The sequence below is a fragment of the Chryseobacterium electrogenes genome (assembly GCF_053553015.1).
This window is the reverse complement of record NZ_JBNPPB010000002.1, coordinates 2,539,969-2,552,551: the sequence shown is the minus strand read 5'-3', so window position 1 is coordinate 2,552,551 and position 12,583 is coordinate 2,539,969. Positions and strand designations below refer to the sequence as shown.

The following is a 12,583-nucleotide window of genomic DNA, read 5'->3' as shown; positions in this document are numbered from 1 at the left end:
TGTCTTGTCATTTTGACGATAATATAAAAGCTTTAAAATTAAATTTAAGCTTTTGTACATTTTGAATCTTTGTCTTTCGAAAATCATGCTTTAAAAACACTATTTTATCGCTCGTAACGCCATTTAAAAATTTTAAAACTTAAGCCTACTGGCAAAGCATTAAGAAATGATTCTCTTTTCTGTTTTGAGGTATAATCGCCAGAGAAATAATCAGAAATCTTCATTGCATGAAGTTTAGAATAGGCGTTGTAACTGTATTTCCAGAGCGCTTCATCTTTCTGGGCTTTCCAATTCATCAAAAGTGTCATATTTTTGAAATCTACCAGATATTTCAAAATTAGTTCTTTCTTACGACTATCCTTTTCTTTTTGATAATGCTGGTCTATAATCTGAGCAATGGTAATCCAATTATCAAAGTGAACTTTCTTTCTATTATGTATGACAGAAGCACCATGAAGATAGTACAGATAGGTTTTTTTTCTCAGAAATGCGATTTTATTTAATTTCAAACCCATTTCAAAAGTGTGAAGAGAATCTTGCGCAAATAATCCTTTGGTAAAGTACAATTGATTGTCCTTTAAGAAATCTAATCTTATCAATTTATTCCAAGAACTCACGGGAAAGCTGCCATTAACCAGCGCTTGTAAAATTTTTGGATTACTTTCCATAACATCCACTTCCGTAATAAGTGGGAAAACATCCACCTTTGTCATCTCTGGTAATTTTATCCCTTCTACCTCGCCCACCACCATCTCTGAATTAGTTTTTTCTGCCAATTCTACAAAATCACTAATCGCATCAGGAACAATCTCATCATCGCTATCCAAGAAAAAGATATATTTCCCCTTTGCCAATTCGATGCCTTTATTTCTAACGACAGATAATCCCGAATTCTCTTCTAAGCTTACAAGGCTCCATGTTTCTTCAAGATTATTTAACTTAATAAAATCTTTAGAAATGATAAAACTATTGTCCGGCGTGAGATCATTGACAAGGATGACTTCTATATTAGAGTAAGTTTGCTTTATTACCGATTCTAAAGTCTTTTCAATAAAATCCTCACATTTATATATCGGAATCGTAATACTTACTAATGGTTTCATTTCTTTGTTCATCATTTTACGCAAATATACTCAATATGTTATAAAAAGTTTATCTTTGTTATCATAAAACCAATGATGCTATTACCCAAATTAATCCTAACAATGCTGAGGAAATATCAGCTCAAATTACTTTACAGAAATACTAACACGAAAATTGGAAAGTCTCTCAAAATTGGTGACTATTGTAATTTCAGTTTGTATCCAGATTTGCAAGAAATTAATTTTGGAAACAACATTAATATCAGAAACTATTGCAATATATTAGTGGGGAAAAATGCCAAGCTCAGCATTGGAGATCGGTTTTTTATGAATAATTATTGCTCCATCAACGCAATCGAAAAAATAGAAATTGGTGAAAACACCTTGTTTGGAGAGGGCGTAAAACTATATGACCACAACCACGAATATTCTCAACATAAAGTAGAGCATCAAAAATTCAAATCGGAGCCAATAAAAATCGGCAAAAACTGCTGGCTGGGAAGCAATGTCACAGTACTAAAAGGTGTTACAATTGGTGACAACTGTATTGTTGGTGCTGGTTGCGTTGTTTATAAAGATTTGCCAGAACGCTCTGTTATTATAAGTCAACAAGAGCTAATTATTAAAGATATTTCCAACTCTTAAAAACACACAATTATGATTCTCGTAAATAAACCATTTTTGCCACCACTGCAAATCTATCAATCTTACTTAGATGGCATATGGAAAAGGCAATGGCTTACCAACATGGGACCTCTCGCCAACGATTTAGAGTTAAGACTTAAAGATTTTTTAAAAGTAAATCACTTGCTTTTTGTTACAAATGGTACCGTCGCGATACAGATGGCCATAAAAGCCTTAGATCTTAAAGGTGAAATCATCACAACTCCTTTTTCTTTCATAGCAACAACAAGTTGTATCGTGTGGGAAAATTGTGAGCCTATTTTTGTTGATATTGACAAAGATTCTCTTAATATTGACGCTGATAAGATTGAAGCAGCTATCACTGATAAAACATCTGCCATATTAGCAACTCACGTCTATGGCAATCCTTGCGATGTAGAAAAAATTGAAGAAATTGCTAAAAAGCATAATCTGAAAGTTATCTACGATGCGGCACATGCTTTTGGAGTAGAAATCAATGGAAAATCTATTTTTGAGTATGGTGATATATCCACTTGCTCACTTCATGCCACCAAATTGTACCACTCTACAGAAGGTGGATTATTGATAACCAAAGATCCCGATCTTTTGAAGAAACTCGCATACATCCGGAACTTCGGTTTTGATGGTCCGGAAAACTTTGCAGAACTGGGACTAAATGGGAAAAACTCAGAATTACATGCTGCAATGGGATTGGCTAATCTAAAATATATAGATACCATCCATCAAAAAAGAAAAGCGCTAACACTGCGCTATGATGAGAAATTAAAGAACTTGAAAGCGGTAAGACCAGTCTGGCATCTTAACTCTGAAAATAATTACTCTTACTATCCTATTGTTTTTGAGTCCGAAGAATTAATGTTAAAGTGCATAGAGCACCTTAAAGCTCATGAGATTTTTACAAGAAGATATTTTTATCCATCGCTTGCCAACTCGCTTCATTATTTAGAAAAACAAGACTTAGAAGTTACCGATGATATCGCGAAGCGCGTATTATGCTTGCCATTATATTACGACCTTGCTCTAGAAGAAGTAGATCTAATCGCCAGACATTTATTAAGAGTTCAAAATAATTAAATCTAAATTAATCATGCTAATAATTGGTGCAAAAGGATTTGCAAAAGAAGTATTAGAGATTCTCCATCAGAATAAGGAGACAGAAGGTCTGGCATTTTATGATGATGTTAACGATGATGTTGGGGATTTTCTTTATGATAAATTTCCTATTCTAAAAAATACAAAAGCTGTTAAGGAGCATTTTTCAAAACATGGCAACGATTTTACGATCGGGATTGGGAATCCAAAATTAAGGAAATTAATGTATGAAAAGTTCTCTCAACTTGGTGGACAATTAACATCTACGATCAGCCATACTTCCATTATTGGTAGCTTTAACAATATTATTGGCGAAGGATGTAACATAATGATAAATACAGTTCTTACTAATGATATTAAAATTGGACGAGGGACTATTATCAACCAGATTTCTTCTATTGGACACGATGTTACAATTGGAGAGTTTTGCGAAATCTGTCCTAGCGTGTCAATTTCTGGAAATTGTGAGATTGGAAATAAAACTTTTATTGGAACGGGAGCGATTATACTACCAAAAGTAAAAATAGGAAAAAATGTAACTATTGGAGCAGGCGCTGTGGTATCAAAAGATCTCCCTGATAATTGTGTTGCTGTTGGTATTCCTGCTAAAATTATCAAACAAAACTAAATGCAACAAATTTTACCAACATTAAGTATTATCATGATTACCTACGGTCATGAAAATTATATTAAACAAGCAATACAAGGCGTTTTTATACAAAACACTAATTTTCCCATAGAATTAATTATTGCAAATGACTGTTCTCCCGACGACTCTGATAGTATAATAACTGAAACAATAAAAGATGCCCCACAAAATATTGTTGTTAAATACAAAAGACATGACTCCAATATTGGGATGATGAACAATCATCATTGGGCATTAAGACAAGCAACAGGTAAATATATTGCAATTTGTGATGGTGATGATTATTGGATTGATGAGAATAAGCTGCAGATTCAAGTTGACTTTTTAGAAGCTAATCCGGACTATGCAATTTATTGTCATAATTTTAAAACTCAACTCAATGATCAGGTTAGCGAAACCTCGTTTTTTGACAGCGTGGCAGTAAAACCAGAAATGAACATTGTAGATCTGGCTCATAACAATATTGTCCCTACACTAACTGCCGTTTTTAGAAATTATAATACTCAGTTTCCAGATTGGACTTCTCTAGCACCGTTAGGAGATCTCATTCTTTTTCTTGATGTCGCGAGACATGGGAAAATAAAATATCTTGATAAAAAAATGGCTGTCTATCGCCAAAATGTTGGCGTATGGAGTGGAAAAAAAATGAATCATGAAAAGATGATTTATCTTTACGAAAATTTAGCGCACGATTATAAAGACATTCCAGAAGTGGAAAAGAACCTTATCCAAAATAGAAATAAGCATATAAAAGCTTTTCTAAAACAGCTTCCTATTCAGGAAATATTCTCTAGTCATTATTTTGATCAACTACCAATTAAAGATAAAGTAAAACTAACTATCCGCAAGCTTACTTCATGGACATCATCATAAAATCTTTTAACCGCCCGCATTATTTGGATCGCTGTCTAGGTTCTATTTATCAATATGTTACAGGTGATTATAACATTAGCATATTGGATGATGGCACGCCAGAACATTATGTTGAAAAGATTAAAGCCAAATATCCAGAAGCTAGATTTACTTTCTCCAAGCAAGCGCAAGAAAAGAGAAAAGCAATTACTCAAAATCTTAAAGATGGCACACCGATCAATGGCTTTAGCATTCCCACGGAGTTGTGGTATAAAGAGGTTGCAAATTCTTCTGACTATGTATTGGTTATAGAAGACGATGTCTGGGTTACAGAAAATGTTGATCTTGATGATCTCACTAGCAAGATGAACAAAAATAATATTCCGTTGCTAAAATTAGGCTGGCTGGGAAATTACGAAGACGACATCTATTGTGACGTGAAACCATTAACCGACGGAATAACTTCTGTCAATCCTAAAAAACTTTTTACAAGTAATAAATTCATCATGGATCTCTTCATGTACAATAAGTTAAAAGTATTCACCATTTTATACAAACTGGGCTTGGTCGATAATAATACAAAATTAAAATACTGGACGCTCAACTCCATCTTGATGGGACTTTATCAGAAAGATTATTGGCTCGCCATCTGGCAGGATGCCAAAGGTAAAGTGGACGAAAAGCAACAGCTTAGAAATGCCGCAGCTTGGTATCACAAAAACAAAAAAGCCAATTTTGGTAGAATAAATAACGAGGCTCTAAAAACAACTTTTCAGTCATCGGCTACGGGTTCTTACCATGAATACGGCAATCAATTTGATGCCAATCGGATGAATTACATATTAAATGAAGCTTGGTACAAAGATGATTTTGATAGCATGGATAACTTCCCAAAAGATTTTTCAGAGAGCTACATCAGATATTATTTAGATCACGAAAACCATCCTGATTCTCAATATGAAGATTGGTTTTCATGGGCAGAAAAGTTTAGAACCCAATACAGAAATCTTGGCGCAAAAGTAGATTAATTTTCTTCCACACAAATTTAATGACCGAATGCAACCGCAACTTTCCAAATTATTTTTCCCAGCTTTAACAGGTTACCGAGCCTTGGCAGCTTGGATGATTTTCATTTATCATTTTTTCCCTTTTAGCAACCCAAAATATCCATTATTTATAAAAGATATAATAAGTGGATTTCACATAGGTGTTGATCTTTTCTTTGTTCTCAGCGGATTTTTGATTACCTATCGATACTATAATGATTATCCGATTCATTTTAGAAATTATATAGTCAATCGGTTCTCGAGGATCTATCCAATGTATTTCATCATCACATTGTGCGTCTTTCTAGTGGGATATATTACAACTGATATCTGGGATCAACAAAAAAGCATAGAGGCATTAGTATCTTTCACAATGACTAAGGCTTTGTTTAGCAAATTTTTTTTAGGCGGTATACCACAAGGTTGGACTTTAACATTAGAAGAAATGTTTTATTTTACCGCTCCTTTATATTTTATTTTTATTAGAAAAAACAAAAACGCTCTTTGGCTACTTCCACTATTAATTTTTGGCATTTTTGCTTTGATTAAAAACCTGCTGGCTGTTCCAGGAAACCATTTTGGCTTTTTCCAAACTAATATTCATGCCTATATTATAGAGTTTTTTGCTGGGATAATATTAGGCTATATTGTATTAAAAAAAAAAATTAGCGTTAAGAGAAATTGGGTAACCTATTTCGGAATACTTATCATTCTGCTCTATCTTGTAACCAGACCTACATTGGCCTTTTATGTTGATTTAAAATCGGACATGGGTCGCTTTGGAGAGATGGCATTCCTTAGCATTGTTGGCATAGCACCATTACTATGGGGTTTGATATTCGAAAAAACCTTTATCCAAAATATTCTTTCTAGTAAGACATTAGTACTTTTAGGCAAAAGTTCTTTCGTATTTTATTTGATTCACAAAGGATTCATCCCTATTTTCATCAATGATTATATCAGCGATAACAAACTGGTTATTTTCATTATTCTTAATATAATTTCCGTTGGTCTTTTCACGTATGTAGAAGAACCTCTTAATCTATATTTTAGAAAAAAATTTGGAAAGGCAAAGACTGCGAAATCAATTTCTTAATTCATTTGACGTTTTTATTAAATTATTTTGGGCGATATTATTCCTCTTAGTTTATCATCAATTTTATTAAATTGTTAAAAATTATATCGATTAAGCCTAAACAAATCTAAGAAGTCTATATAAAATCTTATTTTTACACAAACATAAAATAATTAATGAAAAAAATTAAAGTCCTCTTTAGGTTGCGCTCTTTAGAAATGGGCGGAGTACCAAGAGTTGTGCTAGATTTACTTAGAAATTTACCCAAAGATAAATTCGATTTTACCTTGATGCTTAATCTGTATCAAGGTGAGTTGATTAAAGATATTCCCAGCGACATAAAAGTTATTATCGTAGAAAAAGGAAAAGAACAAATGAGTTCCAATCCTTTTCTGCAAAAAATACAAATGGTCTGGAGACGATTAAAGTTGGAAATCTATGACAAATTCCCTTCTATTCTTTACCAATTAAAAGTCAAAGAAACTTACGATATAGAAGTGTCGCCTGGTTATGCAGAATTTGATATGGTTCTAAATTCGCCCAACAAAAAATCGCAAAAAATAGGTTGGTTTCACACCGATGTTGGCTACGACAAAGACCAAAAGCGCGTGCTAAGCAGAATAGAAAAAATGAAACGCTTTGACTTTATGATTTTTGGATCGAAGCAAACGCGCCAAGTCATAGAAGATCTATATCAAGTGACTTACCCAAAATCTACCGTAATCTATAATGTCATAAAAGTGGATGAGATTCTGAAAAAAGCCGAACTTTTTGACTATTCTTACAATACTGACGTTCCTGTATTTTCGTCGATGGGAAGATTGCATTCTCGCAAAGGCTATCATACATTGATGCAGGTGCATCGTCAATTGTTAAATGATGGTTTTTCACATAAAATTGCAGTTATCGGTGGTGGCAACGAGATGGAGAATCTTCTAAATCAAAGAAAAGAACTGGGCGTAGAAGACTCTTTTTTGCTTTTGGACTCCCAGACCAATCCCTATCCTTATATTAAAGCTTCGGATTATTTTATATTACCCACGCAGTCAGAATCTTACCCGTTAGTTATTGGCGAAATAATGTGCATGAGAAAACCAATTATATCGACCAATGTTGGTGGCATTTCTGAGATGATTGATGATGGTAAAGACGGAGTTTTAATCCGTTATGACGAGAAAGAGATGTATGATGCAATGAAGCAATTTATGACCGATAAAGCCTTAGTTAATCACATTATCGAGGGAACCGCCAACGCTCAGGAAAAATTTAACGAAAAAGAAATTTACCGCCAAGTAAGCATGGTTTTTGAACATCAGTATCAATTAAAGCTAGAGAATGAAAGAAGTTAAAATCACTATAGTAACGCCTTCCTACAACCGTGCGCATACTTTGCAGCGCGTGTACGATTCATTAAAAAATCAAACTTTCAAAGATTTTAAATGGATTATTATGGACGATGGTTCTACAGATAATACCAAAGAAATTGTTGCTTCTTTCCAAGCTGAAAGCCTATTGGATATTGATTATTTCTGGAATGAGAATCAGCATAAATTTGTAACAGTTTTTGAAGGCGTCAAGAAAATAACTTCGGCTTATTTTATGGTTGTAGACTCTGATGATTCTTATCCAGCGAATGCTTTAGAAACGCTTTACAATGAAGTTGAAAAAATCCCTAATCAGTCAGAATTTATCTCTGTGATGGGACTTTCACAATCGGAACAAGGAGCAATTGTTGGTGATCCTTATCCTAATAATAGTTTTGACGGATCCATTTTTGACATGCGGTATAAATACAAGGTGAGAGGCGACAAATTTGGGATTTTCATCACTGCAACGTACCAAGGTTTACTCAAGGATTTTGATTATTCTCAATATAAAGGTAAAGGTTATATCCCGCAAGCTGTGTTTTTCAACACATACGATGCTCGAGGTGTAAAAACTCGATTTGTGAACAAAATTGTGCGAAATTATCATCTTGATGAAGCTGACCAAAACTCAGTCTCTAACACGCGATGGACAGGAAAAAACACCTTCGGGCTGATGGAAGGTCATCTTTCGTTTCTTAATTCTTATGGAACCAAATTATTATCCTACCCAAAAGCATTGATTAGAAATATGATTGGATATCAGATTTACTCGATAATTAACGGTAAAAATTTAGCAGAAATCAACAAAAGATTAAAGCATTTTAAAATCTTATCTGCATTGGTATATCCCGCAACATTAATCTATAAAAAATTGAAATAATATGCTTTTTAATTCTATTTTTAATATTTGAAATATTTACAAGCAACACTATGAACAAGAAATTACTTTTCATTTATTATAAGCTATTCAAACCAGGTGGCGTGGCTCGCGTGTTGGTTTCTTTGGTTAATGAATTGGCAGCAAATGGTTATGATGTGACGATTATGCTAATGGTAGATGATAAGAGTAGTTTTTATGAGCTTGATCCTCGCGTTAAGGTTATTTCTATTGATACTTTTTCGCATTGGGCATTTACAAAAATCAATGTTAATATTGATAAATACCTTCGAAAACTACCAAAAAGATCAAATATTAAAAATTATATTTATGATTTTGGGCAATGGAGCATGTTATCCAAATGGCTTGCAAAAAACCATCAGCAATACGACATCATTATTTCTTCTTGGTACAAATTATCTGCGCAGATAAGCATTAATAAGGAAATTGCAAAAAAAACATTGGCGTGGGAACATTCCAACTTTGAGGTTGGAGGAAAGTTTTGGGGCGATTATTTTAGACCAAAATACAAAAACTTAAAAGCCGTAGTTTGCATCAACAAAGCTTCATTAGATTATTATAAAACCCTGAACAGCAATAGTTTTTTAATCCCAAATATGGTTGGAGAACCTTTTGAAAGCATCGACCATGTTAATTTCGAATCCAAAAAAAATCAATTAATCTATGTCGGCAGATTAGACAAAGATAAAAATGTATTGAGCCTTATAAAAGCCATACAAAAAACTGATTTAAAAGGTTTTAAACTTAAAATAATCGGTGATGGGCCAGAATTAAATACGCTCAAAAAATACTGTGAAGATCAACATCTAACAAATCAAATAGAATTTACAGGCAGACTCGGCATAGACGAAATAAAAACCGAATTATTACAAAGCAAGATTTTCCTGTTTATGAGTAAGACTGAAGCTTTTGGGCAAGTCCTTCTGGAAGCAATGTATTGCGGGAATGGTCTCATTTCTTATGATTGCAAATATGGTCCGTCAGACATTATCACTGATAAAAATGGCTATTTAATTCCATATAATGACGAGGTTTCTTTCATCCAAAAGTTAAATTATCTTATTGCTAATCCAGAAAAATTACAATCGCTTAATCAATCCAGTTATGAAGATGTATACCAATGGCGCTCAAAGCACACACTTATTAAATGGAAAAATATACTAACAAATGAAGCAGCTCATCAAAAAAATTAAACTTAGACTAAGAAGATATAAATTTCTGTTATTGTGGAAGTTAGAATTCATCAACTTTCCTAAAAATGAAATTAAAACCGGTGAAGAACTAGAACTAGACCAAATCACAAAGCCGCTTGTTTTGGTTCCTCATGCCGACGACGAATTGATTGGTAATAGCACTATTTTAAAGCATTTTAAAAATGAATTAGACGTCTATTATTTTCAGTTTTTGGGGAATAATTACAACGAGAGCAATAAAAATATGCGATTGCTTGAGATTAATGCCATCCAAAAAAAATATAGTTTTAATCAAATCAACTCTAATTCTTACACAGATTACAGCGATCTAGAAGCACTTCTAGCTAACGGAAATCACTCGGATATTTTCTTGCCATTTCCTTTGGATTGGCACGCAGAACATATCAAAATCAGTACAATATTACAACCAATTATACAAAAATTAGGTTTAGAAAAGAAGATTAATCTTCACTTTTATCATATTTCTGTTCCTTTGCCAGCAGATATACCGTTTAGCTTTGTAGGGCTTTCTAAGCAAGAATTGCAAGAAAAACAAGATACCTTTTCTAGACTTTATGTTTCGCAATATAACACGCCAATAAAACGACTTAATTATCAAAATCAAATCAACGCCTTAGGCTCTTCCTTTTATGCTAAAGAGAATTTTGCAGATTTGGATTATGAGCAATGGATTTCTTTTTTAGATTATGTTGAGAAGAATTATGCAAGTAAAATAAAGCCTTTAATCTTTACAATTGATAACATAAAGCAAACCAGATTACTAGCTAATAAGATTTATCAAGATTGGGCTAATCCAACTTAATACAAACACACAAAATGATGAGTAAAAAGAAAATCCTTATTCGTATTGGCTCTCTGCGTCATGGCGGTGCCGAAAAAGTATTGGTTACTTTTCTTAAAAATCTTTCACCAGACAAATATGAGGTAGATCTACTGCTCAATTTATACTCCGGAAAATATCTTACAGAAGTCCCAAACTGGGTTAATGTGATGTATCTTAACTATGGAGAAATGATTACCACTAATCGCCCAAAAGACATCCCAAAAAAAGCTTACAGAGTTGTATATCAACGTTTACTGAAAAAATATCCTAAAATTCTTTACAAAAGAAAATTAGCCAACAAACAGTATGATATAGAATTTGCGGCCATTCACGGTTTTATGGACGAAATACTGAACAGTCCACTTAAGTCTTCCAAAAAATTAATGTGGATTCATAACGATCTTACACAAGTTGAAGGTTATACTAAAGACAAAATCCGTCGTTTTTTCAATTATGATAAAGTGATGGTAATTTCGAAAAAGATTCAGGAAACTTTCGAAGATCTTGCTGTTTCTCCAGAAGAAAAATCAAAAATTGTTAGAATCTACAATCCTCTAGACACCCAAGAAATCTTAACCAAAGCAGAAGGAGACATAGAACAATATCATTTTGAGGATAGCATACCCAGTTTTATTTCTGTAGGCACCGTTTTTCCTCAGAAAGGCTTTGATCGGTTATTAAAAGTTCATAAAAAGCTCTTGGACGAAGGATTGATGCATCAACTTCTAATCGTAGGAGATGGCTATGATTTTGAAAATATTAAAAAGTTGAAATCCGACTTAAAACTTGACAATACAGCCACAATGTTAGGTTTTACGGACAATCCTTATCCTTATTTCAAGAAAGCTGATTTTTATATTTTAAGTTCTAGATATGAAGGCTTTCCTACCGTTTTGTTTGAGGCAATGACTCTAAAAAAGAATATTATCGCAACAAATGTTTCTGGGGTTAAAGAAATGCTGAATGATGGCGAATTTGGTCTGATTACAGAAAACTCAGAAAATGGGATCTATAACGGTATGAAACAAGCGCTGACCAATCCTGAAAGCTTCACAACTTATCAAGACAAACTGAAAAACTACGAAATGCCTTTTAATCTAAAAAATTCGGTTAAAGGTATCACGGACATCATCGATAATCTGTAAATTTACCTCATGGCTTACACTATTATTCAAAAGGATTTCTATAGAGAAAGTGGACAATATCTTAATCATTTTCAGATTATTAAAAAATGTTTTAATCCAAATTTACATTTTATATATTGGTTGCGTAATGCCCAAAAACATCCCAAAAACACTCTGCTTGGTAAAGTTTACAGATTAATTTTAAGACATTATCAGATAAAATATGGCTTCCAAATCTATGCAGAAACTCAGATTGGAGAAGGGCTCTATCTTGGGCATTGGGGACACCTTGTTATTAACCCAAAAGCTATTATTGGTAAAAATTGTAACATCGCACAAGGCGTAACCATTGCACAAGCCAATCGTGGCAAAAATCAAGGCGTACCAATTATTGGCAACGAAGTCTGGATCGGCCCTAATGCTGTCATTGTTGGCAAAATTAATATTGGTAATAATGTTCTCATTGCTCCCAACGCTTACGTCACCACCAATGTACCTGATAACTCAGTAGTTATAGGCAATCCAGCTACTATAAGTCCTAACATAAAAGCCACAGAAAACTATATTAATTATCCTATTAAATATTAAACTTTGTTAATATTTTTTATTTTTTATTTGAAATAAATTACTTTTGCACAATTATTGATTCAATCTATCGGATTTTAGTATTTAATAGTTAGAGTATTTTTAACCTT

General features: G+C 33.2%; 13 protein-coding genes. 12 read left to right on the top strand and 1 reads right to left on the bottom strand.

The window, feature by feature from the left end; all coding sequences use genetic code 11:
* Positions 1-104 precede the first annotated feature (104 nt).
* Complete coding sequence (locus ACQQ6V_RS11730; RefSeq protein ID WP_448845709.1) at positions 105-1,118, bottom strand: glycosyltransferase; 1,014 nt, start codon at positions 1,116-1,118, stop codon at positions 105-107.
* 87 nt (positions 1,119-1,205) lie between these two features.
* On the opposite strand from ACQQ6V_RS11730, the gene ACQQ6V_RS11725 reads away from it, so the two are divergent.
* The 12 genes from ACQQ6V_RS11725 to ACQQ6V_RS11670 all read left to right on the top strand — a co-directional run bounded on the left by ACQQ6V_RS11725 (position 1,206) and on the right by ACQQ6V_RS11670 (position 12,476).
* Complete coding sequence (locus tag ACQQ6V_RS11725; RefSeq protein ID WP_448845708.1) at positions 1,206-1,727, top strand: acyltransferase; 522 nt, start codon at positions 1,206-1,208, stop codon at positions 1,725-1,727.
* 12 nt (positions 1,728-1,739) lie between these two features.
* Positions 1,740-2,822, top strand: coding sequence for a DegT/DnrJ/EryC1/StrS family aminotransferase (locus ACQQ6V_RS11720; protein ID WP_448845707.1), 1,083 nt, complete (start codon positions 1,740-1,742; stop codon positions 2,820-2,822).
* 13 nt (positions 2,823-2,835) lie between these two features.
* The gene (locus ACQQ6V_RS11715; protein WP_448845706.1) at positions 2,836-3,468 is read left to right on the top strand and encodes an acetyltransferase; all 633 of its coding nucleotides are present in this window, start codon (positions 2,836-2,838) and stop codon (positions 3,466-3,468) included.
* Positions 3,469-4,362, top strand: coding sequence for a glycosyltransferase (locus ACQQ6V_RS11710; RefSeq protein WP_448845705.1), 894 nt, complete (start codon positions 3,469-3,471; stop codon positions 4,360-4,362).
* Positions 4,347-5,369: a glycosyltransferase family 2 protein gene (locus ACQQ6V_RS11705; RefSeq protein ID WP_448845704.1), complete on the top strand. Its 1,023-nt coding sequence runs from the start codon at positions 4,347-4,349 to the stop codon at positions 5,367-5,369. Before ACQQ6V_RS11710 ends, ACQQ6V_RS11705 begins: the two co-directional genes overlap by 16 nt.
* A gap of 28 nt (positions 5,370-5,397) precedes the next feature.
* Entirely contained in the window at positions 5,398-6,483 is a 1,086-nt protein-coding gene (locus ACQQ6V_RS11700) for an acyltransferase family protein (RefSeq protein WP_448845703.1), read from the top strand.
* A gap of 155 nt (positions 6,484-6,638) precedes the next feature.
* Positions 6,639-7,811, top strand: a complete 1,173-nt coding sequence (locus ACQQ6V_RS11695; protein ID WP_448845702.1) for a glycosyltransferase — start codon at positions 6,639-6,641, stop codon at positions 7,809-7,811.
* On the top strand, positions 7,798-8,709 hold the full coding sequence (locus ACQQ6V_RS11690) for a glycosyltransferase family A protein (protein ID WP_448845701.1): 912 nt from the start codon (positions 7,798-7,800) through the stop codon (positions 8,707-8,709). The genes ACQQ6V_RS11695 and ACQQ6V_RS11690 overlap by 14 nt, the downstream gene beginning before the upstream one ends.
* 50 nt (positions 8,710-8,759) lie before the next feature.
* Positions 8,760-9,920 (top strand): glycosyltransferase, encoded by a 1,161-nt coding sequence (locus tag ACQQ6V_RS11685; RefSeq protein WP_448845700.1) that lies wholly within the window; start codon positions 8,760-8,762, stop codon positions 9,918-9,920.
* Entirely contained in the window at positions 9,895-10,743 is an 849-nt protein-coding gene (locus ACQQ6V_RS11680) for a hypothetical protein (protein ID WP_448845699.1), read from the top strand. Before ACQQ6V_RS11685 ends, ACQQ6V_RS11680 begins: the two co-directional genes overlap by 26 nt.
* A gap of 17 nt (positions 10,744-10,760) precedes the next feature.
* The gene (locus ACQQ6V_RS11675) at positions 10,761-11,909 is read left to right on the top strand and encodes a glycosyltransferase (RefSeq protein WP_448846202.1); all 1,149 of its coding nucleotides are present in this window, start codon (positions 10,761-10,763) and stop codon (positions 11,907-11,909) included.
* A gap of 9 nt (positions 11,910-11,918) precedes the next feature.
* Positions 11,919-12,476, top strand: coding sequence for a serine acetyltransferase (locus ACQQ6V_RS11670; protein WP_448845698.1), 558 nt, complete (start codon positions 11,919-11,921; stop codon positions 12,474-12,476).
* The last annotated feature ends 107 nt before the right edge of the window (positions 12,477-12,583 follow it).

Coding starts and splice junctions, on each gene's coding strand:
- ACQQ6V_RS11700 (WP_448845703.1), top strand. CDS start 5,398: ATGCAACCGCAACTTTCCAAATTATTTTTCCCAGCTTTAACAGGTTAC.
- ACQQ6V_RS11725 (WP_448845708.1), top strand. CDS start 1,206: ATGCTGAGGAAATATCAGCTCAAATTACTTTACAGAAATACTAACACG.
- ACQQ6V_RS11685 (WP_448845700.1), top strand. CDS start 8,760: ATGAACAAGAAATTACTTTTCATTTATTATAAGCTATTCAAACCAGGT.
- ACQQ6V_RS11680 (WP_448845699.1), top strand. CDS start 9,895: ATGAAGCAGCTCATCAAAAAAATTAAACTTAGACTAAGAAGATATAAA.
- ACQQ6V_RS11715 (WP_448845706.1), top strand. CDS start 2,836: ATGCTAATAATTGGTGCAAAAGGATTTGCAAAAGAAGTATTAGAGATT.
- ACQQ6V_RS11730 (WP_448845709.1), bottom strand. CDS start 1,118: ATGATGAACAAAGAAATGAAACCATTAGTAAGTATTACGATTCCGATA.
- ACQQ6V_RS11675 (WP_448846202.1), top strand. CDS start 10,761: ATGAGTAAAAAGAAAATCCTTATTCGTATTGGCTCTCTGCGTCATGGC.
- ACQQ6V_RS11690 (WP_448845701.1), top strand. CDS start 7,798: ATGAAAGAAGTTAAAATCACTATAGTAACGCCTTCCTACAACCGTGCG.
- ACQQ6V_RS11705 (WP_448845704.1), top strand. CDS start 4,347: ATGGACATCATCATAAAATCTTTTAACCGCCCGCATTATTTGGATCGC.
- ACQQ6V_RS11720 (WP_448845707.1), top strand. CDS start 1,740: ATGATTCTCGTAAATAAACCATTTTTGCCACCACTGCAAATCTATCAA.
- ACQQ6V_RS11670 (WP_448845698.1), top strand. CDS start 11,919: ATGGCTTACACTATTATTCAAAAGGATTTCTATAGAGAAAGTGGACAA.
- ACQQ6V_RS11710 (WP_448845705.1), top strand. CDS start 3,469: ATGCAACAAATTTTACCAACATTAAGTATTATCATGATTACCTACGGT.
- ACQQ6V_RS11695 (WP_448845702.1), top strand. CDS start 6,639: ATGAAAAAAATTAAAGTCCTCTTTAGGTTGCGCTCTTTAGAAATGGGC.